General features: G+C 63.7%; 22 protein-coding genes and 1 tRNA gene. 15 read left to right on the forward strand and 8 right to left on the reverse strand.

The window, feature by feature from the left end:
• Window positions 1-6: 6 nt before the first annotated feature.
• On the reverse strand, window positions 7-780 hold the full coding sequence (locus tag FBZ93_RS08960) for an AraC family transcriptional regulator (RefSeq protein ID WP_246667419.1): 774 nt from the start codon (window positions 778-780) through the stop codon (window positions 7-9).
• A gap of 109 nt (window positions 781-889) precedes the next feature.
• Between FBZ93_RS08960 and FBZ93_RS08965 the strand changes: the two genes are divergently transcribed.
• The 3 genes from FBZ93_RS08965 to FBZ93_RS08980 all read left to right on the forward strand — a co-directional run bounded on the left by FBZ93_RS08965 (window position 890) and on the right by FBZ93_RS08980 (window position 4,693).
• A complete protein-coding gene (locus FBZ93_RS08965; RefSeq protein ID WP_146985566.1) occupies window positions 890-1,795 on the forward strand; it encodes a DMT family transporter in 906 nt (301 codons plus the stop codon).
• Between the two features lie 262 nt (window positions 1,796-2,057).
• Complete coding sequence (locus FBZ93_RS08970; RefSeq protein ID WP_146985567.1) at window positions 2,058-3,947, forward strand: cell envelope integrity protein TolA; 1,890 nt, start codon at window positions 2,058-2,060, stop codon at window positions 3,945-3,947.
• A gap of 521 nt (window positions 3,948-4,468) precedes the next feature.
• The gene (locus FBZ93_RS08980; protein ID WP_146985568.1) at window positions 4,469-4,693 is read left to right on the forward strand and encodes a hypothetical protein; all 225 of its coding nucleotides are present in this window, start codon (window positions 4,469-4,471) and stop codon (window positions 4,691-4,693) included.
• Window positions 4,694-4,742: 49 nt separating this feature from the next.
• On the opposite strand, the gene FBZ93_RS08985 is transcribed toward FBZ93_RS08980, so the two are convergent.
• From FBZ93_RS08985 to FBZ93_RS09005, 5 genes are all read right to left on the reverse strand, one after another.
• On the reverse strand, window positions 4,743-5,018 hold the full coding sequence (locus FBZ93_RS08985; RefSeq protein ID WP_146985569.1) for a hypothetical protein: 276 nt from the start codon (window positions 5,016-5,018) through the stop codon (window positions 4,743-4,745).
• A gap of 167 nt (window positions 5,019-5,185) precedes the next feature.
• On the reverse strand, window positions 5,186-5,866 hold the full coding sequence (locus FBZ93_RS08990) for a hypothetical protein (protein ID WP_146985570.1): 681 nt from the start codon (window positions 5,864-5,866) through the stop codon (window positions 5,186-5,188).
• 361 nt (window positions 5,867-6,227) lie between these two features.
• Window positions 6,228-6,509, reverse strand: coding sequence for a hypothetical protein (locus FBZ93_RS08995; RefSeq protein ID WP_146985571.1), 282 nt, complete (start codon window positions 6,507-6,509; stop codon window positions 6,228-6,230).
• Between the two features lie 198 nt (window positions 6,510-6,707).
• Window positions 6,708-6,800 (reverse strand) — tRNA-Ser (locus tag FBZ93_RS09000).
• A 251-nt stretch (window positions 6,801-7,051) separates the two neighbouring features.
• Window positions 7,052-9,568, reverse strand: coding sequence for a transglycosylase SLT domain-containing protein (locus FBZ93_RS09005; RefSeq protein ID WP_433995392.1), 2,517 nt, complete (start codon window positions 9,566-9,568; stop codon window positions 7,052-7,054).
• Between the two features lie 328 nt (window positions 9,569-9,896).
• Between FBZ93_RS09005 and dapA the strand changes: the two genes are divergently transcribed.
• The 4 genes from dapA to FBZ93_RS09025 all read left to right on the forward strand — a co-directional run bounded on the left by dapA (window position 9,897) and on the right by FBZ93_RS09025 (window position 12,431).
• Window positions 9,897-10,787, forward strand: coding sequence for a 4-hydroxy-tetrahydrodipicolinate synthase (gene dapA / locus FBZ93_RS09010; protein ID WP_146985572.1), 891 nt, complete (start codon window positions 9,897-9,899; stop codon window positions 10,785-10,787).
• 59 nt (window positions 10,788-10,846) lie between these two features.
• A complete protein-coding gene (mscL, locus tag FBZ93_RS09015) occupies window positions 10,847-11,263 on the forward strand; it encodes a large conductance mechanosensitive channel protein MscL (protein ID WP_167528999.1) in 417 nt (138 codons plus the stop codon).
• A 1-nt stretch (window position 11,264) separates the two neighbouring features.
• Window positions 11,265-11,738 (forward strand): SsrA-binding protein SmpB, encoded by a 474-nt coding sequence (smpB, locus tag FBZ93_RS09020; RefSeq protein WP_050422619.1) that lies wholly within the window; start codon window positions 11,265-11,267, stop codon window positions 11,736-11,738.
• Between the two features lie 111 nt (window positions 11,739-11,849).
• Window positions 11,850-12,431, forward strand: coding sequence for a peroxiredoxin (locus FBZ93_RS09025; protein ID WP_146985573.1), 582 nt, complete (start codon window positions 11,850-11,852; stop codon window positions 12,429-12,431).
• A 191-nt stretch (window positions 12,432-12,622) separates the two neighbouring features.
• On the opposite strand, the gene FBZ93_RS09030 is transcribed toward FBZ93_RS09025, so the two are convergent.
• Both FBZ93_RS09030 and FBZ93_RS09035 read right to left on the reverse strand, forming a co-directional pair.
• The gene (locus FBZ93_RS09030) at window positions 12,623-13,282 is read right to left on the reverse strand and encodes a uracil-DNA glycosylase (RefSeq protein WP_146985574.1); all 660 of its coding nucleotides are present in this window, start codon (window positions 13,280-13,282) and stop codon (window positions 12,623-12,625) included.
• Window positions 13,263-13,904 carry an NYN domain-containing protein gene (locus FBZ93_RS09035; protein WP_050422617.1) on the reverse strand — a complete coding sequence of 214 codons (642 nt, stop codon included), beginning with the start codon at window positions 13,902-13,904 and terminating at the stop codon, window positions 13,263-13,265. The genes FBZ93_RS09030 and FBZ93_RS09035 overlap by 20 nt, the downstream gene beginning before the upstream one ends.
• 360 nt (window positions 13,905-14,264) lie before the next feature.
• Here FBZ93_RS09035 and rpoZ point away from each other — a divergent pair, with 360 nt between their 5' ends.
• The 8 genes from rpoZ (at window position 14,265) to FBZ93_RS09075 (ending at window position 21,609) form a co-directional block, all read left to right on the forward strand.
• Window positions 14,265-14,657, forward strand: a complete 393-nt coding sequence (gene rpoZ, locus FBZ93_RS09040) for a DNA-directed RNA polymerase subunit omega (RefSeq protein ID WP_016844003.1) — start codon at window positions 14,265-14,267, stop codon at window positions 14,655-14,657.
• Window positions 14,658-14,876: 219 nt separating this feature from the next.
• Window positions 14,877-17,168 carry a RelA/SpoT family protein gene (locus tag FBZ93_RS09045; protein WP_146985575.1) on the forward strand — a complete coding sequence of 764 codons (2,292 nt, stop codon included), beginning with the start codon at window positions 14,877-14,879 and terminating at the stop codon, window positions 17,166-17,168.
• A 92-nt stretch (window positions 17,169-17,260) separates the two neighbouring features.
• Window positions 17,261-18,022 (forward strand): pyridoxine 5'-phosphate synthase, encoded by a 762-nt coding sequence (locus tag FBZ93_RS09050; RefSeq protein WP_146985576.1) that lies wholly within the window; start codon window positions 17,261-17,263, stop codon window positions 18,020-18,022.
• The gene (gene acpS / locus FBZ93_RS09055) at window positions 18,019-18,435 is read left to right on the forward strand and encodes a holo-ACP synthase (protein WP_146985577.1); all 417 of its coding nucleotides are present in this window, start codon (window positions 18,019-18,021) and stop codon (window positions 18,433-18,435) included. Before FBZ93_RS09050 ends, acpS begins: the two co-directional genes overlap by 4 nt.
• Before the next feature lie 283 nt (window positions 18,436-18,718).
• Window positions 18,719-19,480: a signal peptidase I gene (gene lepB, locus FBZ93_RS09060; protein ID WP_074128889.1), complete on the forward strand. Its 762-nt coding sequence runs from the start codon at window positions 18,719-18,721 to the stop codon at window positions 19,478-19,480.
• Window positions 19,477-20,298, forward strand: coding sequence for a ribonuclease III (rnc, locus tag FBZ93_RS09065; protein ID WP_146985578.1), 822 nt, complete (start codon window positions 19,477-19,479; stop codon window positions 20,296-20,298). Before lepB ends, rnc begins: the two co-directional genes overlap by 4 nt.
• Window positions 20,291-21,214, forward strand: coding sequence for a GTPase Era (era, locus tag FBZ93_RS09070; RefSeq protein ID WP_146985579.1), 924 nt, complete (start codon window positions 20,291-20,293; stop codon window positions 21,212-21,214). The genes rnc and era overlap by 8 nt, the downstream gene beginning before the upstream one ends.
• A 14-nt stretch (window positions 21,215-21,228) precedes the next feature.
• On the forward strand, window positions 21,229-21,609 hold the full coding sequence (locus tag FBZ93_RS09075; RefSeq protein WP_146985580.1) for a hypothetical protein: 381 nt from the start codon (window positions 21,229-21,231) through the stop codon (window positions 21,607-21,609).
• Window positions 21,610-21,618: the final 9 nt, after the last annotated feature.

The raw sequence follows: 21,618 nt of genomic DNA on the forward strand, positions 1-21,618 counted from the left end.
GGCCGTCTATCGGTAGAACGCGCTGGGCGTCGCCCCAAAATGCTTGCGGAACATCGCGGTGAAAGCGCTCTGGCTGGCGTAGCCGGCATCGAGCGCGACATCGACCACCCGCGCGCCGCGCGCAAGCCGTTCGAGCGCGAACAGCAGGCGTGCCTGCTGACGCCATTCGCCGAACGTCATGCCGGTTTCCCTGGTGAACAGACGGTGAATCGTCTTCGACGTCAGCTTCAGCCGGCGCGCCCACTGCTCGGCGGTCGAGGTGTCATCGGGGCGGGCCAGCAGCGCCGTGCAGATCCGTGCGAGCCTGATGTCGCGCGGCATCGGCAGGTGCAGCGGCAGCACATCGATTTCGCGCAGCTGGTCGAGCAGCACGCGCATCAGACGCTCGTCTGAGGTCCCGGGCGCATAGTCCAGCGGCACGCGCATCGCGGCGACGAACAACTCGCGCAGCAGCGGCGAGACCGTGAACACGCAGCTGGTCGGCGGCAGATCGGGCGCCGCGGCGGCATCGACGAACACGGTGCAGATCTTGACCGCGCCGCACATGCGGACCTCGTGCGCGAGATTTGCGACCAGCCACACCGCGCGATTGGGCGGCACCACCCAGGTGCCCTCGGCGCAGCGCACGATCATCACGCCTTCGATCGCGTAGAGCAGTTGGCCGCGCGGGTGCGCATGCAGGCCGGTCGACGCGCCGCTCGGATAGTCGATCTCCATCGCTGCCATCGGCCGCGCCGTGGCGTGATAGTCGAGGTGCCGTGTGATCAGTTCGTCCAACACGTCTTAATCTGCATGTCCCAATCTCGCTAGGTGAGGTCATTTTAGCGTGAGACGGACGCTGATGCGACAGGTAGTTGCTGGTGCTCCTTCACCAACGCGCTGCCACGTCATGCTCAGGAAGAATGCCGCACTTCTCTATCCCTTCGTTGCCATCGTGCTATGGGCCGGCAACGTCATTGTCTCGCGTCTCTCGGCGCACACGATCGGTCCGCAGGCGATCACCTTCTATCGCCTGCTGGTCGCAGTGCTCCTGATGTCGCCGTTCGTGGCGCGCGCCGCCTGGCGCAATCGCCGCGCGATCTGGCCGCATCTCGGGCCGCTCGCGATCCTCGGTTTCCTTGCGATGTGCCTGTTCCAGAGCCTGTCGTATCTTGCGGCCGAGACCACGACCGCGACCAACATGGCTGTCTTCACCGCGCTGACCCCGCTATTGACCGTCGCGCTAAGCGCCGCGCTGCTCGGCGAGCAGCCGACGCTTGGCATGATCTGCGGCGCGCCGCTGTCGTTTGCGGGCCTCGTCTATCTCGTCAGCGGCGGTGACTTGTCGTCGCTGCTGCACAACGGCGTGTATGCGGGCGACGCCTTGATGCTGCTGGCCGCGATCGTCTACGCGCTGTACGGCGTGCTGCTGAAGCGCTGGAATCTGCCGATCACCGGATGGCAGTCCACCTACATGCAGGCGTTGTGCGCGCTGGCGGTGATGTTTCCTGCCTTCCTCGCGACGCCGGCGCCGCTCCGGCAGGTCAATGCCGAAACGTGGCCGCTGATCGTCTATGCCGGCGCGCTGGCCTCGGTGGTGCTGCCGTTTTTCTGGATCCGCGGTGTCGCACAACTCGGCCCGAGCCGCTGCGCGATCTTCATGAACCTGCTGCCGGTGCTGACCGCCGCGGCCGCGATCGTGATGCTGGGCGAGCCGGTCAGGTCATTCCACGTCATCGGCGGCGGCCTTGCGCTGCTCGGTGTCGCCTGCGCACAGGCGTTTCCGCGACCGCTGTTGCGAGCGCAGCGTGCTTGAGCATGATGGGACGGTCATGCCGTCGCTGTGACCGATCGTCACAGCGACGCCTGATCGTACCGGCCCAATTCCCGAGTTCCAAAAACGAGGGATTGTTTCCAATCGTTGCTGATTGATGTTCGATCACTAGCGAATCGGCGTGCCTGTAGCTCGGCTGGATCATGAGCTCCGCATCGAGCGCGATCAAACTAAAGGATATCTAGCTTCTCACTTCGAGTCGTGAGGGTTTCCTGGTTTCATCGGTGGTCATCTCGAGCGGGGCATGAACAAGAAGATCGCATATGGCGCGCTTCTGATTGGCGCAATCGTCCTGGTCTTGTTCGCGCACAAGATCAGGACTGCCACGAATCTCCTGACGGAGACGCTGCTGTTCAGCGGTCAACGCACGGCTGTCATCATCAACCGCCTGGACGCGCAGGGGCAGACCGCGAACACGCAAGAGCAGATTGCAAGCAAGCAGGAGCAGGCCGCGGGCAGACAGGAGCAAGCCGCGGGCAGGCAGGAGCAGGCGGCAGGCAGGCAGGAGCAGGCTGCGGGCAGACAGGAGCAGGCGGCAGGCAGGCAGGAGCAGGCTGCGGGTAAGCAGGAGCAGGCTGCGGGTAGGCAGGAACAGACTGCAAGCCGGCAGGAGCAGGTTGCGAGCAAGCAGGAGCAGACATCAGGCAAGCAGGAGGCGGCTGCAAACAGGCTGGAGCAGACTGCAAGTCAGCTCGAGGAGACCGCAAAGCGGTTGCGGGCGGATCTTGGTGCCGCAATCGACCAGCAGAAGCGCGGCCGGCGCGCGCCCGATCTGCAGGGCAACGCAATTTCCGTTTCGCTGCTCAAGAGCGAGGATGGCCCGATGACGCCGGTCTCCATGACGAAAATCTCAGCGCAAGAGTTTCTTATCGCCAACTACCGGGATGTTTATCTGTTCGACCAGGATCAGCGCACCGCGGTGCCGCTTGAGATCGACGTCGAACTCCCCGTCTGGAATCCGACGGCCGTGTTCTACTCGGCTTTCTATGACCGGATCTTCATCGCGAACTACGTTGGAGGCGACATCATCGTCGCTCAGCTTGAGCATACCGCAACCGGTGCGAAGCTTCGGCTCACCGAGCGCATCGCGGATATCGGGATCAAGGGCGCCGAGGGGGTGGCGATCTCGCGAGGCGGTCGATTTATGGGCGTGGCGGACTACGACGGCAACGTGGTCTCCATGTTCGAGCGAGTGGATGATAAATGGATTCTGCGCTGGAAGCGGGATTTGCTGGCCTCTCACGGCATCACGATCATCGGAGATGAGGTGTTCGCGTCGGGTCAGGGGAGCATCGTCAAGCTCGCAATTGAAACCGGGCAAGAGCTCGCCAGGACCGCAAATATTGGCTCTGAAGCGATTCAGTTCGCCACCTGCATCAACGAAGACGAGAGCACGGGCGATCTGATCGGTTCGGATCCCATGGCCGGCGTCGTTTTCACCATGACGAAGAGCCTTCAGTTGAAGGACATATACGGCGCGAATGGCCCGACGTTTGCCAATCTGTCGGCGCCGTTCTGCGCCTATCGGGACAAGGACGCAGCCTATGTCTTGTCCACCTACCAGGACAGGATCGTCGCCATCAGCAAAAGGGCGACGACGTCTTTCGAGTTCGGTTCGCCGCGCTGGAAATACATCGCTGACCAATCGAGATTTCGATATCCCTTCGTTGCCTCGCGCGGATCCGTCCGATTCGATGCGCCGAGCTACCAGATGTTCGACAAGACGGTGCGTGCTGCCTATGGCGCGCTGGCGGCGAGCGATGGCACGCTGTTGATGATGCCCGGCCGCGGAGACCTGTTCGGCGGCGAGTGGCCGTTCTACGCGACCGGCATAGCCAGCGATCCAAACTGGCTTGTCATCGTCTCCAATTCATCACCCAGTGCAATTCTCTATAACCGCAAGACGGGTGCGCTCGGAGGCGTCACGATTGGCGAGTGGGATTGCTGGGCGCAAGCGAGTGAAATCCTGTGTCCATCGCGGCGCTATACCATCGGCGAACTCGCTGCAGCCGGTGGCATGCTGGATCGGGAGGAAGAGGCCAAGATGGCGGGAGGTTGGATTGGAAGTGCGATTCCGCTCCTGAAGTACTGGGCGGAATGGTCACCGGCTCGACCGGCTGAGGCAAGTCACTAGACGCTGCCTGCTCGCAGGAGCTCCGCGCGATCACTCGCAAGCGATACCCTTCCGATCTCGTGGTTTTGATCACATGTGAAAGGCCGGGCCAGAATAGGGCGCCGCAGCCCGCGATCACTTGTTCGCTGAAACGGAGTGATCGCCATGCGCGCTGCCTTACGAATGTCGCTACGTATCTCCCTGGCCTTGACGCTACCCCTCGTGATCCTGTGCAGTGCTGCCGCCGACGCCGCAACTGCGCATCATCGGCGCGTGCGACAGCATCTCATTGTCCGTCCAACTGAACAGATCGTCCCTCCGGACCGTTACGTGTATCCAGGCTTTGGGCCGATCCCGCCGGGCGAGAACAGGAATCTCGATCCATCGACCCGCGGCAGCGGCTGACATCGCTCAGCGCTGCACCGACGCACGCAGCGATATGCCTGAGTGACCCGCCTCACATCAATTGCGCAACAGTCCTGCGAGGGTCCTGCCAGGGTGATGCAATGGTGCGTCGGCCCAATTGTGGAGGAGGGTAAATCATGCGTTCGATTACACTGAGCTTCGCCGTTGCAACTGCGATTGCTCTGTTCACGTTCGGTCAGTCGGCCTCTGCCGCCCCGATCGGGGCAGTCGTGAAGGCGTGCGACAGAACCGCAGGGTGCAATTACAACCTGAACAAGGCCGGAGACCTGTCGGGCTGCTCCTCGAAGGCCTGCTTCTACTGCCCGAACGACGGCAAGCGGCAGTGCTTCCCGGTGCAGTAAGCAGCCAGGGGCTCGCTACTGGCGGGCCCCTTTGCTTCTCAGGGATCGGCTAGGCTGCGTCGGTGACCAGCTGAGATCTCTCGGTGACACGCTTCTCGAGCGTGGCGATGGTACCCTTGAGATTGGCGTACCGCTCATTGAGCGACCTTGCCAGGATCGGGTACCTGGCGTCCGACCGGTCACGAATCCCCGCGCGCGCTTCTTCGGTGGCGATGTCGGCTTCGATCTGCTGGCAGACCAGGACAAGATCGGACAGCATCTTGCTGATCGTCGACTCTCGTCCGTCGTGTCCGCGAGCTGTCTCAAAACGATGGTGCATGTTCATGTGCGTGCTCCGAATGTCTGAGTTCGGCACACCGAGAACCGCCGGCGCCGAACTATTCACGGATGCATCGCAAATAGCCTGCCAGTCGTGGGTCCGTAACAATACGGTCGGGGCGGTCTGACGCGGAGGTGCCACCCGGTGGCGACAGCCTGCTGGGTCTCGCGAGACTAGTCTCGCCGCCACGCCGGAATGCAGGCGCTGAGCGTGACGCGCTTGTAGTCGCGGGCGGCATCCTGATCGCCGGCTTGTTCGGCAAACCTGACCGCGGCCTCCATATCTTGAGCGGCGGACGCGCTGTCGCAGAACAGGCTATGAATTTCAGCCCGGTATCGATAGGCCCTGTAGTTCATCGGGTTGTACGAAAGCGCCAGATTGTAGTTGCTTTGCTCCTCGGTGGCGACTAGGCGCGCTTCATCCGATTGGCTGTTGAAGTTGGTGAGGCGATTGAGCGACTGGAGTGAGCCGAGCTCCAAATAACGCAGAGACATCGCGCCAAGACTTGCAGGAAGTGCGTCGCTCGACGAAGAAGGTTGCTCCGCCGCGGTGTTCGCGCGTTCGATTTCGATCTTTTTATATTTTATGGCGTTGTCGTAGTCCCGCAAGCTCTGGAACGTGCTCGATATCTCGCCGTTGATCGGCGCAAGATAGGCGGTCGAGAGTCGTCGATCGCTCAGCAGGTTGAGGCATGCCCGGATCTTTGCCTGCGCAGGCAACACATCACGACATTCCTTGCCAACCACACGCCACTCGTCCCGCGAATGCACCGTCGGCGGCGTCTGTGCAGCCGGCAGAACGAGAACCAGTGCGAAGCAAATCGCTGACCTGAGACCGCGGCTTGAGCCATCCATCTTGGTTCTTCGCCTTCAGCCCGATCTCGCTAAACTAGCTGGCGGTTTCTTCGTGCGGGCTTCCTGATCATTTGATGCCAAATAATCATCCCGAGGGGAAGCCTGCCGCTTCCATGTCGGCCCTCGCGCGCGCCCGTTGAGGTCGCCGCGGGTACACCAGACGGACTCAAAGGTGAGGCCGTTCGAGACTGGGAAAAGACCGAACGGCCTCAGCCGGCCCGTAGGACCAAAAATGGAAGAAATGGGTCGGCACTCCAGCTACGGAGCTGCCGGGCACATGGTTTCACTGGCCAATTGACGTTGCGAGCATACGCAGTGCCTGCGCAACAAACGACGTTGCCTGAACGAATGAGGCCGCTTGCTATGAGCGCGCAGGGTCGGCTTGACGACAGGTCGTCAAGACAAACGCCGCCTTGCTGCATTGCCACTCGCTGCCAAGCGCAGCGCTTGAGACCGGCCGCGGCGCAGCAACGATCGCCAGGACCGCAACCATGCCGGCCAGCGAAGTGGCGATGACGAGCCTGCCTGCTTTGGATGCGAAGCGCTGCGCTAGCCAGGGACTCAAGTCGGCGGAGCGACGAAGCTGGGCGTTACGCAAAACCTGGTCGAGATCCTGGAATTGAATGCCATCGTCGTGCTGCATGGCTTTACCCCGGAAATGTTCAGGTGAAGAAAACAATGCGGCGAGGTTGGGCGCGATTTGTTTCGCGCTCGCTTCGAGGTGCCGGGAATGATGTTTCGTTCACGTGGAGGTGACTGCCGGTTCACACCGGGCGGGCCGAAGCCCGAATTTCTCCACGCAGATACCTGGAGACCATCGTTGGGCAGCCGGTTGTGGGGCTGGCGGAGAGGGAGGGATTCGAACCCTCGATACAGCTTGAGACCGTATGACGCTTTAGCAAAGCGTTGCCTTCAGCCACTCGGCCACCTCTCCAATGGCGCCGATATGCCCGAGTGGGCGCTGAGCCGCAAGCGGCAGATTCAGATTGCGACAAGGTGATTTAGTGGCAGCTCACCCGCCGGCCGCCCCGGAGCGGGCGCAGAGCCTCTATATTGCGCAGCGATTTGGCGGTGTGGGTCCGGTCGAATGAATTAAATATCATATATAACAATGAGTTAGATTGTTTTTTAGCCAGGCCTGAACGCTGCCGGTCGCAAGGCTGTTGAAAACCGCCTGGCGCGGGCTCACTCCGCGCTGGTGCCGCGGTGCAGATCGGCCTCGATCTGCAATCTGGTGCCGCCGCCGAAGCGGGCGCGGTAGACCTGCAGGTTCTCCATGATGCGCTGGACGTAGTTCCGTGTCTCCGAGAACGGAATCAGCTCGACCCAGTCGACCGCGTCGACCTTGGGATCGCGCGGGTCGCCGTAGCGCTCGATCCACTTCTTCACGCTGCCGCGGCCGGCATTGTAGGCGGCGAAGGTGAGGATGTAAGAGCCGCGATAGTCCTCGAGCAGGCCGCCGAGCTCGGCCGCGCCGAGCGTCGCGTTGTAGACCGGGTCGGTCTTCATCCGGTTGAGATCGAAGCCGATGCCGGCCCGCTTGCAGACGTAGCGTCCGGCGTCCGGCGTCACCTGCATCAGGCCGTAGGCCTGCGCCGGCGACACCACCGCCGGATTGAACGCGCTCTCCTGGCGCGCGATCGCGTAGACCACGCTCTGTTCGACCTCCGGCCCGACCTGGCGGAACGACGGGATGCCGTTCACCGGATAAGCGTAGTGGTCGAACGGCAGTCCGCGGTTGAGGGCGGATTTGCCCATCAGCAGCATGCCGCGGGCATCGCCATGGCGTGCGGTGAGCTCGCCGAGGCCGGCCAGCGCTTCCGGATCGCCGTTGTCGCCCATGTCGCCGAAGATCGGGATCGCGAGCTCGCGCGCGTCGATTTCGTAGAGCAGCCCGACCGCCCGCACGATCTCCAGCCGATCGGCGCCACGGCCGCGCGGCGCGCTGTTCAGCTCGATCTGCGGCAGGCCGAGTTTGGCGCGCGCGAGCTGGCCGTAATAGCTGGTGGATTGCTCGGCCGCGCGTGCATAGGCCGCGCGTGCTTCCTGGCCGCGGCCGGCGGCTTCCGCGGCGCGGCCCTGCCAATAACCGGCACGCGCGAGCGCCGTCGGGTTGGCGCTGCCGACGCCGATCCGCGCGAAGTGCTGGGAGGCGAGGGCGGGATCGTTGAGGAAGCGCAGCGCGATCCAGCCCGAGGTGAATTCCTGCTCGGTCTTGTAGATGTCACGGGCCGGCAGCGCCGCGTCGCGCGCGATCAGATAGGCGGTGCGAAACTCGTTGACGTCGATCATCTTGCGCGCCAGCAGGCGGCGCTCGACCCACCATTCGTCGGCATTGTAGAGCCGCGCGGCGTCCTTCGGCGCGCTCAGCATCAGCCGCGCGGCCTCACTGAACTTCTCCTCGCGGCGCAGCAGCTGGATCTTGGCGAACAGATAGCCGGTGTCGCCGGACAGTTCGCTCGGCACCGCTTCGAGCAGCGCGCGCAGGTTCGAGCCCTTGCGATTGGCGGCGATGCGCGCCTTGGCGAGCGCCAGATAGCCGGAGCCGAGCCGCTTGGCCTCGCGGATGCCGGCAGCCTCGTTGTCGGTGCCATAGAGCATCGTGTCCATGCGCGCCTTGTGGTCGGCGGCGGTCAGGAACGAGCCGAACATTTCGAGCGCGGTGGTTTCGGTCTCCTCGCTCATCCCGTCATTGCGCCAGGCCTCGCGGACCAGGCGCTCGGCGTTGCCGCGGTCGCCGCGTCCGACCATCACCTTGGCGAGCGCGAGCCGGCCCTTGGCGGAGACCGGCGATTCATTCTGGAACCAGCCCCAGACCGCGGAGTCGTCGCGATGGTCGTCCCATAGCGAGGCCTCGATGCGGCGGCGCAGGAAGGTCTGCGAGGGCCAGCTCGGATTGGCGTCGAGGAAGGCGCGGTAGCGCTCGACCGAGGCGCCGTTGTCCTCGCTGCGCAGGATCAGCCATTCCGCAAGCTTGCGCGCGACCGGATCGGAGATCGAGGCCTCGGCCTCGGTTGCGTCAGAGGGCCTGCGCTTGCGCAACAGCTCGACGACGCTGGCGAGCGCTTCCTTGTCCGACTGCGAGGTCGACGATGTCGCGGCCACGGCCGCAGGAAGCACCGGCTTGCGCGCGAGCGGCGCGGCATGCTGGCGGGTCGCCGGAACCAGCGCGGGGGCGGGCACCGACCTGCTCGAGACAGTACCCGTCGCCGCCGGCGAGATGTGCTTTGAAGTCGTGGCCGTGGTGGTCCTCGGTTCGGCGGACTTCGGAGCTGTTGTCTTGTGCGCCTCGGTCTTGGGAGGGGCGGCCTTGGCTCCGTCTGTCATGGCCGTACCGGACTTGGAAGCGACCGGTTTGGAAGCGGCCGGCTTGGCAGCGTCGGTCTTGGCTGTGCTGTGCTTGGTGTCGCCGCTCTTGGTTTCACCGCTCTTGGTTTCGCTGCTCTTGGTCGCGGCTGGCTTGGAAGCCGCCGGCTTCGAAGTCGAGGTCTTGGGAGTGGCGCTCTTGGAAGCCGCAGTCTTCGGCGCGGCAGGCTTCGCAGCACTGGATTTGGACGCCGACTCTTGGGCAGCCGGCTTTGCGGTTGGAACATCTTCGGCGGCCCGGGCGTCGGGCGTGATGGCGGCAAGGCCGACAACGAGCGCCAGGCTCGTCGCCAGCGCCGTCGACCGCAATGTGCCTGCGCGAACGGAACGGATCACAGAAGTCCTCTGCGGCCCCGAATCATCTGGTCGTTTGGGCCATGGGTTCTTATTTGATTGAAAACGTAGACAAAATACTAAGAAGCGTGCCGGTGCGGCTGTTTGCGCCAGCACAACGGCAAAATCGCGGCTGGAAGCGGTTTCGCGCGCCGCAGATTACCGTTGGGAATAGGTACGGTACGGCCCTTTCGCCTGTCGGCCAGACCCGATATGAATTGCCCTTCATGGCGTTTCGCATCAACCGGGTGCCGGTTGCACGGACGTAAAGCACGACAACAACAAGGGTCCGTCGACCTAGCCTTTAGCCTGAAGCGTTTGGAGGAAGTCCATGGCAGCCAAGACAAAATTCCGGGGATCATTCACTGCCTTGGTTACGCCCTTCAAAAACGGCTCGGTCGATGAGGCGGCGTTCCGCGGCCTCGTGAACTGGCAGATCGCCGAGGGCACGCACGGCCTGGTGCCGGTCGGCACGACCGGCGAAAGCCCGACGCTGAGCCACGACGAGCACAAGCGGGTGGTCGAGTGGTGCATCGAGGAGGCCAAGGGCCGGGTGCCCGTGATCGCCGGCGCCGGCTCGAATTCGACCAAGGAGGCGATCGAGCTCGCCGAGCACGCCGAGAAGGCCGGCGCCAATGCGGTGCTGATCGTGACGCCGTACTACAACAAGCCGACCCAGGAAGGCATGTATCAGCACTTCAAGGCGATCAACGATGCGATCGGCATTCCGATCATCATCTACAACATCCCGCCGCGCTCGGTGATCGACATGTCGGTCGACACCATGAAGCGGCTGTTCGAGCTGAAGAACATCGCCGGCGTCAAGGACGCGACCGCCAGCATGGTGCGGGTTTCGCAGCAGCGCGCTGCGATGGGCGAGGACTTCAACCAGCTGTCCGGCGAGGACGCGACCATCATCGGCTACATGGCGCATGGCGGCCATGGCTGCATCTCGGTGACCTCGAACGTCGCGCCGCGGCTGTGCTCCGAGTTCCAGACCGCCTGGCAGAAGGGCGACGTCACCACCGCGCTCAAGATCCACGACAAGCTGATGCCGCTGCACACCAACCTGTTCATCGAGAGCAATCCGGCACCGGTGAAGTACGCGATGTCGCTGCTCGGCAAGCTCGACGAGAAGCTGCGCCTGCCGATGGTGCCGGTCGCCGAATCCACCCGCCAGGCCGTCCGCAGCGCCATGGTGCATGCCGGCCTGATCAACTGAGCCGGGACCGTACCGCAGTGAACAATGCCGTGCGCAATGTCGAAGAGAAGGGGATGGGCATGCTGAAGGAGTTCCGCGAATTTGCCATGAAGGGCAATGTCGTCGACCTCGCCGTCGCCGTCATCATCGGTGCAGCCTTCGGCGCCATCGTCACCTCGCTGGTCGGCGACATCATCATGCCGATCATCGGCGCGATCACGGGCGGTCTCGACTTCTCCAATTATTTCACCGGGCTTTCCAAGGCGGTCAACGCAACCAACCTGGCCGACGCCAAGAAGCAGGGCGCGGTGCTGGCCTGGGGCAACTTCCTGACGCTGACGCTGAACTTCCTGATCATCGCTTTCGTCCTGTTCCTGGTCGTCCGCTTCATGAACCAGTTCAAGCGCAAGGATGAGGCCAAGCCCGCCGAGCCGCCGAAGCCGTCCGACGAGGTCGTGCTGCTGACGGAAATCCGCGATCTCCTCAAGAAGGGCTAACGTGGCCGAGAAGAACGAACGCCCGATCAAGGTTGTCGCCGAAAACCGAAAGGCCCGCTTCAACTACGCAATCGAGGACACCATCGAGGCCGGCATTTCGCTGACCGGCACCGAGGTGAAGTCAATCCGCAGCGGCAAGAGCACGATCGCGGAATCCTATGCGGATTCCAAGAACGGCGAGCTGTGGCTGATCAACGCCAATATTCCCGAGTATCTGCAGGCCAACCGCTTCAACCACGAGCCGAAGCGGCCGCGAAAGCTGCTGCTGCACCGCAAGCAGATCAATAAGCTGCTCGGCGCCGTCGACCGCGAGGGCATGACGCTTATTCCGCTGAAGCTGTACTTCAACGAGCGCGGCCGTGCCAAACTGCTGCTCGCGGTCGCCAAGGGCAAGAAACTGCACGACAAGCGCGAGAGCGAGAAGAAGCGCGACTGGTCCCGCGAAAAGGGCCGCCTGATGCGGGCGCGAGGATAGCGTTCAAGCCGTCATTGCGAGGAGCGAAGCGACGAAGCAATCCACCCATCCAGTGCGCGTCGCCATGGATTGCTTCGCTTCGCTCGCAATGACGCTACGGAGATGCAGGCCATGACCCAGAGCAGCCTCACCGACGTCGACTGGAGCAAGATCCCGGCGCCCACCGATGACGGTGGCGCGGCGCACCTCGCCGGCATGACGATCCCGCCGGTGACCTTGCGGGCCACCAACGACGCGTCCGTGACGCTGTCGGCGCTCAAGGGCCGCACCGTGGTGTTCGCCTATCCACGAACCGGCGAGCCCGGCAAGATCGGGCTGGTCGACGATTGGGACATGATCCCCGGCGCCCGCGGCTGTACGCCGCAGACCTGCGCGTTCCGCGACCTGTTCGCCGAGCTCAAGGCAGCCGGTGCTGCCCAGGTGTTCGGGCTGTCGACGCAAAGCAATGCCTACCAGACCGAGATGGCCTCGCGCCTGCATTTGCCGTTCCCGGTGCTGTCGGACGACGCGCTGGAACTGACGCACACGCTGAGATTGCCGACGATGTCGGTGGCGGGCCTGACGCTGATCAAGCGGCTTGCCCTGATCATCGACGATGCGCGCATCACGCAGGTGTTCTATCCGGTGTTTCCGCCTGACCGGAACGCGGGCGATGTGCTGGAATGGCTGAAGGACAATCCGCGGAAGGACTAGCTAGCGCAGCCGGGGCGCTGACAAAATATCGAAAACAACCCCATGCAAAGCAGCCGGCGGCGGCCGGTGTCCGACCAGGCAACTTGACACGTCGGGCAAATCAGGGATATTTTTCTATTATTCAGAAATGATGTCCCGCGGGGTTTGCGGGCTTCGGATAAGCGGTTCGCAAAGCGGATACCGGAAGGGCGCTAGCCGAGATCCTTCCGCACCGTCGCGAAGACCTTGCGGAACATGTCGGTCGTCAGCACACCGGTGTTCGTGTTGTAGCGCGAGCAGTGGTAGCTGTCGTAGAGCTTGTACTTGCCGATGCTATGCACGGCGCCATGCACAAACGGCGCTGCGGCAAGACGAACCCCCAATGCCTTCAGGGTCGATTCGTGGGCGATACGCCCGAGCAGCACGATGGCCCGCACCTTCGGCATCGCAGCAATGGTGGCGCTGAGGAACTGCCGGCAGGTGTTGATCTCGGCCGGCAGCGGCTTGTTCTGCGGCGGCACGCAGCGCACCGCGTTGCTGATCCGGCTGTCGACCAGCGTCATGCCGTCGTCCGGCCGCGCCTGGTAGACGCCGCTGGCAAAGCCATATTCGAGCAGGGTGGCGTAGAGCAGGTCGCCGGCGTAGTCGCCGGTGAACGGGCGGCCGGTGCGGTTGGCGCCCTGCATGCCCGGCGCGAGCCCGACGATCAGTAACCGTGCGTTCGGATCCCCGAAGGATTCCACCGGCGAGTTGAACCAGTCCGGGTGGAGTTTGCGCGCCTGTGCGCGAAAGTCGGCCAGCCTGACGCAGAGCTGACAGTTGCTGTCGGGACGCGTGGGTGCGGCGACGAGGTTACTCGTCGAAATCGTCATCGGCTCCCCGTGGGGCCATGGTGGTCGCGCGCTGCAGGAATTGCGGGGAGTGATGACGCGGCTCGCGGGGTTCGCGCGGGGCCGGACGTTCGGACGGATCGCGGCCAAGCTTGGATTGCAGTTCGACGAGGTCGGTGAAGACGTCGGCCTGGCGGCGCAGCTCGTCGGCGATCATCGGCGGCTGGCTGGCAATGGTCGAGATCACGGTGACGCGAACGCCGCGGCGCTGCACGGCCTCGACCAGCGAGCGGAAGTCGCCGTCGCCGGAAAACAGAATCATCTGGTCGATATGCTCGGCGAGTTCCATGGCATCGACCGCGAGCTCGATGTCCATGTTGCCCTTGACCTTGCGGCGGCCGCTGGCGTCGATGAATTCCTTGGTCGCCTTGGTGACGACGGTGTAGCCGTTGTAGTCGAGCCAGTCGATCAACGGACGGATCGACGAATACTCCTGATCCTCGATGATCGCCGTGTAGTAGAACGCGCGAAGCAGCGTGCCGCGACTCTGGAATTCCTTCAGGAGGCGCTTGTAGTCGATGTCGAAGCCCAGCGTTTTTGCGGTGGCGTAAAGATTGGCTCCGTCGATGAAGAGCGCGATCTTGTTGGAAACAGGTGACGACATCAAAGTGTTCTCGCGTGGTTGTTAGTGTTCTTAGCGCGGCGGTGATCAACCGCGCGCAATTTCCGGCGTTGCTGCCTAAAGTTCAGTGAATCTTTCCCCACGACAGTCACCACCGCAATTATGGTGAGGCGAGGGCAAAAAGCCTAGACCTTTGACATTGCAATGAAGAGATTTACTTGTCTGGGACAGCAACCTAGCCATGTCGTCAGACGCTCCGGCCCTTCTGGCCCCGGCAGACCGGGTTATCAGAGCCTGTTGGGAAGGCAAATCACAAATTTTGCCTTGCGAAACCGGGGCTAGCGCTATAACTAACCCTCATAACCTACATGTTCGGTCCCTTTTACCACGGAGCGCCTCGAGATGGCTCGCGTCACCGTCGAAGATTGCATTGATAAGGTCGACAATCGTTTCGACCTCGTCCTGTTGGCTGCGCACCGCGCCCGGATGATCTCGTCGGGATCGCAACTCACGGTTGATCGCGACAACGACAAGAACCCGGTCGTGTCGCTGCGCGAGATTGCCGATTCGACGATCTCGCCGGAAGACCTGAAGGAGGAATTGGTACACTCCCTGCAGAAGTTCGTCGAGGTGGACGAGCCCGAGCCGGACACTGTGCCGCTGATCGGTTCCGCTGGTGCCAGCGTCGACGCCGACGACACCGAGGTCGCGGTCGAGCGCATGACCGAGGAAGAGCTGCTCAAGGGCCTCGAGGGCCTCGCGCCCCCGGAAGAGCAGCCCGAGGAAGACGAGTAAGCTCGTCCCTTCAGCCCCCGGTTTCGAACGGATTTGAAAAAGGCCCGGACATTGCTCCGGGCCTTTGCTTTTGTTGACAATTTTGCTGTTACGGTGCGTCCTATGCGGGCGCGGGAAATTGAATGGTTCCAGGGCCCGTGCGGGGTGCAGCTTCATTCGAAAGCGCACTAGATTGAGGAAGAAGGGACGTTCGGGTCCCGCGCGAGAGGCAGCGAGTTCATGGCGTATCGACGCCGCAGTTCCATCCAGATGCAGGCTGCGACCGAAACGGTCGCGGTGGCGCCGGCGTCGTCCACGGCGGAGAGGCCGGTCAAGCCGCGGACGCGCATGATGCGACAATATGACCTCGTCGAACGCGTCCGTTCCTATAACCCCGATACCAACGAGGACCTGCTCAACCGCGCCTATGTCTACGCCATGAAGGCGCACGGCACGCAGATGCGAGCCTCCGGCGATCCCTATTTCTCGCACCCGCTCGAGGTCGCCGCGATCCTCACCAACCTCAAGCTCGACGACGCCACGATCGTGGCGGCGCTGCTGCACGACACGATCGAGGACACCGAGGCGACGCGGGCCGAGATCGATCATGTGTTCGGCCATGAGATCGGCGCACTGGTCGAGGGACTGACCAAGTTGAAGCGGCTGGAACTGGTGTCGCGCGAGGCCAAGCAGGCCGAGAATCTGCGCAAGCTGCTGCTCGCGATCGCCGACGATGTCCGCGTGCTGCTGATCAAGCTCGCCGATCGCCTGCACAACATGCGGACCATGGAGTTCATGCCGCCGGCCTCGCGCCGCCGCATCGCCGAGGAGACGCTGGATATCTATGCGCCGCTGGCCGGCCGCATGGGCATGCAGGAGATGCGCGAGGAACTCGAGGATCTGTCGTTCTTCGTGCTCGATCCCGAGGCCTATGCGGTGGTCAAGCAACGGCTCGATTCACTGGCCGAGCGCAACCGCAATTTGATCGGCGAGATCGAAACCCAGCTCTCCAAGAACCTGCAGAAGAACGGCATCACCGCGCGGGTGTTCGGCCGCCGCAAGCAGCCGTTTTCGATCTGGACCAAGATGGAGCGCAAGTCGGTCGGTTTCGAGCAGCTGTCCGACATCTACGGCTTCCGCGTCATCCTCGACGATGTCGGCGCCTGCTACCGCGCGCTCGGCATCGTCCACACCACCTGGCCGGTCGTGCCGGGCCGCTTCAAGGACTACATCTCGACCCCGAAGCAGAACGACTACCGGTCGATCCACACCACCGTGATCGGCCCGGGCAAGCAGCGCGTCGAGCTGCAGATCCGCACCGAGGAGATGAACCAGATCGCCGAGTTCGGCATCGCCGCGCATGCCTTCTACAAGGAAGGGGCCGGCTCGCCGCATGAGCGGCTGAAGCACGAGTCCAACGCTTTCGCCTGGCTGCGCCACACCATCGGCATCCTCTCGGAAAGCTCCAATCCGGAAGAATTCCTCGAGCATACCAAGCTCGAGCTGTTCCACGACCAGGTGTTCTGCTTCACGCCGAAGGGCAAATTGATCGCGCTGCCGCGCAACGCCAACGTGATCGATTTCGCCTATGCCGTGCACACCGGCGTCGGCAACAGCGCGGTCGGCTGCAAGATCAACGGCAAGTTCGCGCCGCTGTCGTCGGAGCTGCAGAATGGCGACGAGGTCGAGGTGCTGACCTCGAAGGCGCAGTCGGCGCCGCCGTCGGCCTGGGAGGCGCTCGCCCGCACCGGCAAGGCGCGCGCCGCGATCCGGCGTGCCACCCGCGATGCCGTGCGCGACCAGTATGCCGGCCTCGGCCGCCGCATCGTCGACCGCCTGTTTGCCCGCGCCAAGATCGAATATGCCGACGACAAGCTGAAGGGCGCGTTGCCGCGGCTCGCGCGCACCTCGATCGAGGAGGTGATGGCCTCGGTCGGACGCGGCGAGATCAAGGCCTCCGACGTCGCGCGCGCGATGTATCCCGACTACAAGGAAGAGCGGCTGGTGCGCTACGGCGCCAAGAAGGGGCTCGCCGCCAAGCTGAAGACGCAGACCCCGCCGCATCCGGCGCGCGCCACCTCGGTGATCCCGGTGCGCGGCATCAATTCCGACCTGCCGGTGAAGTTCGCGCCGAACGGCGGCGCCGTGCCGGGCGACCGGATCGTCGGCATCGTCACGCCGGGCGAGGGGATCACGATCTACCCGATCCAGTCGCCGGCGCTGAAGGATTTCGAGGAGGAGCCGGAGCGCTGGCTCGACGTGCGCTGGGATATCGACGAGACCATGCCGCAGCGCTTCCCGGCGCGTATCCTGATCCACAATGTCAACGAGCCCGGCAGCCTCGCGCAGATCGCAACCGTGATCGCCGAGCACGACGGCAATATCGACAACATCCACATGTCGCGCCAGTCACCGGATTTCACGGAGCTGACCATCGATCTTGAGGTCTATGACCTCAAGCATCTCCTCGCTATCATCGCGCAGTTGCGCGCCAAGGCCGTTGTCGCAAAGGTCGAGCGCGTCAATGGGTAGGATGGATGCGTAGGGCATCGGCTAGCGCAAGCAACGCCGTCCTTCGAAGGGTTGCGCCCGCGCATGACAGGCTAGAATTGCAGGTTGGTGAAATGTCAAAGGCTGCTCCCCTCCGTCTCGGTATCAATGTCGATCACGTCGCGACCCTGCGCAATGCGCGGGGCGGGGCGCGGCCCGATCCGGTGCGGCTGGCGCTTGCCGCGATCGCGGCCGGCGCCGACGGGATCACCGCGCACCTGCGCGAGGACCGGCGTCACATCCGCGACGAGGACATGGCGCGGCTCAAGGCCGAGATCTCCAAGCCGCTGAATTTCGAGATGGCGGCCACCGACGACATGCTGCGGATCTCGCTCGCCACCAAGCCGCACGCGGTCTGCCTGGTGCCGGAACGGCGCCAGGAACTCACCACCGAGGGCGGCCTCGACGTGGTCGGCCAGCACAATGCGCTGGCGCCGTTCATCGCGCGGCTCAACGATGCCGGCATCCGGGTGTCGCTGTTCATCGCCGCCGATCACAGGCAGATCGAGATGGCCGCCAAGCTGAAAGCGCCGGTGATCGAGATCCACACCGGCGGCTGGTGCGATGCCGTGGTCGACGGTCACAAGGACAAGGCGGAGGCCGAATGGAAGCGCATCGTCGCCGGCGCGAAGCTCGCGCAGGCAGCGGGGCTCGAGGTCCATGCCGGCCACGGGCTCGACTATGAGACCGCGGAGACGATTTCCGCGCTGCCCGAAATCCGCGAGCTCAACATCGGCTATTTCATGATGGGCGAGGCGCTGTTCGTCGGCATCGCCGAGACGGTGCGCGAGATGCGCGCGGCGATGGACCGCGGCCGCGCCAAGGTCGGCGCATGATCATCGGCATCGGCTCCGACCTGATCGACATCACCCGGATCGCGAAGGTGATCGAGCGGCACGGCGAGCGCTTCCTCGACCGCATCTTTACCGACGCCGAACGCGCCAAGGCGCTGCGCCGCGCCAACAGCGAGAAGATGGTGGTCGCAACCTACGCCAAGCGCTTCGCCGCCAAGGAGGCCTGCTCCAAGGCGCTCGGCACCGGTATCCGGCGCGGGGTGTGGTGGAAGGACATGGGGGTCGTGAACCTGCCGGGAGGGCGGCCGTCGATGCAGCTGACCGGCGGCGCGCTGGCCCGGCTGCAGGAACTGACGCCCGAGGGCATGCAGGCGCAGATCGACCTGTCGATCACGGACGACTGGCCGCTGGCGCAGGCCTTCGTCATAATTTCGGCGGTTGGCCCGGCCAGATGAGCGCGCGGCGCCGGAATCTGCCGGAAAACTTCAGCAAACTAAAAAATCATTGACATTTCAATGAATTGCGAAGTTTTGAGGCGGCGATTGATTGCGCCCCTGCGAACAACCGTCTAAAACGCCGCAGGGTATATCGAGCGAGACGCGGATTTCGGGTTTACGCCGGAATTTGCCCTCAAGATCAGAATCAAGGCCATTTTCCTCAGGCGGGGTCGAACACCTCGCGTGGAGAGAACGTTCTGCCACCGCGTGGGCATCAGGGCCCGCGGGAATTGGGAAAGCAATGAGCGCGACCACCGGGACCAAATCTGAGAGCGGCTTGGGCGAGACCATCCGCGTCGTCATCCATGCCCTTCTGATCGCGCTCGTCATCCGCACCTTCCTGTTCCAGCCGTTCAACATCCCCTCGGGGTCGATGAAGGCGACGCTGCTGGTCGGCGACTATCTGTTCGTCTCGAAATATTCGTATGGCTACAGCCACTATTCGATCCCGTTCTCGCCGAACATTTTCTCGGGCCGCATCTTCGGCTCGGAACCGAACCGCGGCGACATCGTGGTGTTTCGCCTGCCGCGCGATGACTCCACCGACTACATCAAGCGCGTCATCGGCCTGCCGGGCGACCGCATCGAGGTCCGCAACGGGCTGCTCTACATCAACGATGAGCCGATCAAGCGCGAGCGGCTGAGCGATTTCATCGGCGAGGACCCCTGCGGCTCGGCGGATGCCACCGCCCGGGTCAAGCGCTGGAAGGAAACGCTGCCGAACGGCGTCAGCTACGAGACGCTGGACTGCACCGACAACAGCTACATGGACAACACCATCGTCTACACCGTTCCGCCCGGGCATTTCTTCATGATGGGCGACAACCGCGACAACTCCACCGACAGCCGATTCCTGTCGCAGGTCGGCTACGTGCCGTTCGAGAACATCATCGGGCGCGCCCAGATGATCTTCTTCTCGATCGCCGAGGGTGAGCAGGCCTGGATGGTCTGGCGCTGGCCGTTCGCGGTGCGGTGGAACCGCCTATTCTCCATCGTGCGATGAACGACGATACCGCAGCCATCAACGATCAAGCGCCGACCGGCGAGCCGAGCCAGACGCCTGCCGCCGAAAGCACAGCCGCGCCGAAGAAGCGGCGCAGCAAGGCTGCCAAGGCGGCTGAAGAGAAGGCGGCGATCGCCGGCACCGAGGCGCGCATCGGCTATACGTTCTCGGATGCCGCGCTGCTGACCACTGCGTTCACCCACGTCTCCGCGCTGAAGCCCGCCACCCGCAACCGCGCCGACAGCTACCAGCGGCTGGAATTCCTCGGCGACCACGTGCTCGGGCTGATCGTATCAGACATGCTGTTCCGGGCGTTCCCGAAGGCCGACGAGGGCGAATTGTCGAAGCGGCTCGCCGACCTCGTGCGCAAGGAGAGCTGCGCCGATGTCGCCAAGGCGCTCGGGCTGCTCGAGGACATCAAGCTCGGCATGGTGAAGGCGGTCGAGGGCGCGCGGCTGCGCAAGTCCGTGCTCGGCGATATCTGCGAGGCGGTGATCGGGGCGATCTTCCTCGACGGCGGCTACGAGGCCGCGCGCCAGTTCGTCGAGCGCAACTGGACCGAGCGCATGCACAAGCTGCGCCGGCCGCTGCGCGATCCCAAGACCGTGTTGCAGGAATGGGCGCAGGGCAAGGGATTGCCGACGCCGGTCTATCGCGAGGTCGAACGCACCGGCCCGCACCATGATCCGCAATTCCGCGTTGCGGTTGACCTGCCGGGCCTCGCCTCCGCCGAGGGCCTCGGCGGCAACAAGCGCGCGGCAGAGAAGGCAGCAGCATCCGCGATGATCGAGCGTGAAGGCGTCGGTACCAATGACTGACGAAGCCAAAGGGCAGGGAGACGCGACGCGCTGTGGCTTCGTCGCGCTGATCGGTGCGCCCAATGTCGGCAAGTCGACGCTGGTCAACGCGCTGGTGGGCTCCAAGGTCACCATCGTGTCGCGCAAGGTGCAGACCACCCGCGCGCTGATCCGCGGCATCGTGATCGAAGGCAACGCGCAGATCATCCTGGTCGATACGCCCGGCATTTTCGCGCCGCGGCGCCGGCTCGACCGCGCCATGGTGTCGACCGCCTGGAGCGGCGCCCACGATGCCGATCTCGTCTGCGTGCTGCTCGACGCCAAGTCGGGTCTCGACGAGGAGGCCAACGCGATCCTGGCCAAGCTCGAAACCGTCGCGCATCCGAAGATCCTGGTGCTCAACAAGGTCGACCTGGTGCAGCGCGAGAAGCTGCTGGCGCTGGCGCAGGCCGCCAACGAGCGGATGCGCTTCGAGCACACCTTTATGATTTCGGCGCTGTCGGGTGACGGCGTCGACGATTTGCGCCAGGCGCTGGCGAAGATGGTGCCCGCGGGACCGTTCCTCTATCCCGAGGACCAGATGTCGGATGCACCGATGCGGCATCTGGCGGCCGAGATCACCCGCGAGAAGATCTACAGCCACCTGCACCAGGAACTGCCGTACCAGTCGACGGTCGAGACCGACAGCTGGACCGATCGCAAGGACAAGTCGATCCGCATCGAGCAGACGATCTTTGTCGAGCGCGAGAGCCAGCGCAAGATCGTGCTCGGCAAGGGCGGCGCCACCATCAAGTCGATCGGCGCGCAGGCGCGCGCCGAGATCGCCGAGATCATGGGCGTACCGGTGCATCTGTTCCTGTTCGTCAAGGTGCGCGAGAACTGGGGCGACGATCCCGACCGCTACAAGGAAATGGGACTGGACTTCCCCAAGGAATAACAGCCGGCGTCGCAATGAACGTGCCCAGAAATGTGTTGTGGTTTGAGGTGCTGCTCTATCTGTCGCTGACGCTCGACGCGTTGTCGGTGGCGTTCCAGGACCGCACGCCGACCATCGAGAGAACCGAGCAGATCATCACGGGCGAGACCCTGACCGCCGGCTGCATGATCCTGCTGCTGGTGTATTTCGTCCGGCTCGCCGCGCAGCACCGCAAGAACTGGCCGCGCTGGGTGCTGGCCGCGATGCTGGTGATATCGGTGCTGTCGCTGGTCCAGGTGATCGGCGACAGGGGCCTGGAGCTCGACAGCGCCATCGAGGTGGTGTCGTGCATCCTGACCACGGCCGGGCTGTATTATTCCTTCACCGGCGACGCACAGGGCTGGTTCAACGCGTAAGCGCTGCGT

This window comes from Bradyrhizobium macuxiense, assembly GCF_007993935.1.
In the GTDB taxonomy this organism is placed as follows: domain Bacteria; phylum Pseudomonadota; class Alphaproteobacteria; order Rhizobiales; family Xanthobacteraceae; genus Bradyrhizobium; species Bradyrhizobium macuxiense_A.

What these genes read in the sequence shown, in the direction of transcription:
- FBZ93_RS09050 (WP_146985576.1), top strand. Translation starts at nt 17,261, where the DNA reads ATGTCAAAGGCTGCTCCCCTCCGTCTCGGTATCAATGTCGATCACGTC.
- FBZ93_RS09035 (WP_050422617.1), bottom strand. Translation starts at nt 13,904, where the DNA reads ATGTCGTCACCTGTTTCCAACAAGATCGCGCTCTTCATCGACGGAGCC.
- FBZ93_RS08980 (WP_146985568.1), top strand. Translation starts at nt 4,469, where the DNA reads ATGCGTTCGATTACACTGAGCTTCGCCGTTGCAACTGCGATTGCTCTG.
- rnc (WP_146985578.1), top strand. Translation starts at nt 19,477, where the DNA reads ATGAACGACGATACCGCAGCCATCAACGATCAAGCGCCGACCGGCGAG.
- FBZ93_RS08965 (WP_146985566.1), top strand. Translation starts at nt 890, where the DNA reads ATGCTCAGGAAGAATGCCGCACTTCTCTATCCCTTCGTTGCCATCGTG.
- dapA (WP_146985572.1), top strand. Translation starts at nt 9,897, where the DNA reads ATGGCAGCCAAGACAAAATTCCGGGGATCATTCACTGCCTTGGTTACG.
- FBZ93_RS09030 (WP_146985574.1), bottom strand. Translation starts at nt 13,282, where the DNA reads ATGACGATTTCGACGAGTAACCTCGTCGCCGCACCCACGCGTCCCGAC.
- era (WP_146985579.1), top strand. Translation starts at nt 20,291, where the DNA reads ATGACTGACGAAGCCAAAGGGCAGGGAGACGCGACGCGCTGTGGCTTC.
- lepB (WP_074128889.1), top strand. Translation starts at nt 18,719, where the DNA reads ATGAGCGCGACCACCGGGACCAAATCTGAGAGCGGCTTGGGCGAGACC.
- FBZ93_RS08985 (WP_146985569.1), bottom strand. Translation starts at nt 5,018, where the DNA reads ATGAACATGCACCATCGTTTTGAGACAGCTCGCGGACACGACGGACGA.
- acpS (WP_146985577.1), top strand. Translation starts at nt 18,019, where the DNA reads ATGATCATCGGCATCGGCTCCGACCTGATCGACATCACCCGGATCGCG.
- FBZ93_RS08990 (WP_146985570.1), bottom strand. Translation starts at nt 5,866, where the DNA reads ATGGATGGCTCAAGCCGCGGTCTCAGGTCAGCGATTTGCTTCGCACTG.
- FBZ93_RS08970 (WP_146985567.1), top strand. Translation starts at nt 2,058, where the DNA reads ATGAACAAGAAGATCGCATATGGCGCGCTTCTGATTGGCGCAATCGTC.
- FBZ93_RS08995 (WP_146985571.1), bottom strand. Translation starts at nt 6,509, where the DNA reads ATGCAGCACGACGATGGCATTCAATTCCAGGATCTCGACCAGGTTTTG.
- rpoZ (WP_016844003.1), top strand. Translation starts at nt 14,265, where the DNA reads ATGGCTCGCGTCACCGTCGAAGATTGCATTGATAAGGTCGACAATCGT.
- FBZ93_RS09025 (WP_146985573.1), top strand. Translation starts at nt 11,850, where the DNA reads ATGACCCAGAGCAGCCTCACCGACGTCGACTGGAGCAAGATCCCGGCG.
- FBZ93_RS09075 (WP_146985580.1), top strand. Translation starts at nt 21,229, where the DNA reads ATGAACGTGCCCAGAAATGTGTTGTGGTTTGAGGTGCTGCTCTATCTG.
- FBZ93_RS09045 (WP_146985575.1), top strand. Translation starts at nt 14,877, where the DNA reads ATGGCGTATCGACGCCGCAGTTCCATCCAGATGCAGGCTGCGACCGAA.
- mscL (WP_167528999.1), top strand. Translation starts at nt 10,847, where the DNA reads ATGCTGAAGGAGTTCCGCGAATTTGCCATGAAGGGCAATGTCGTCGAC.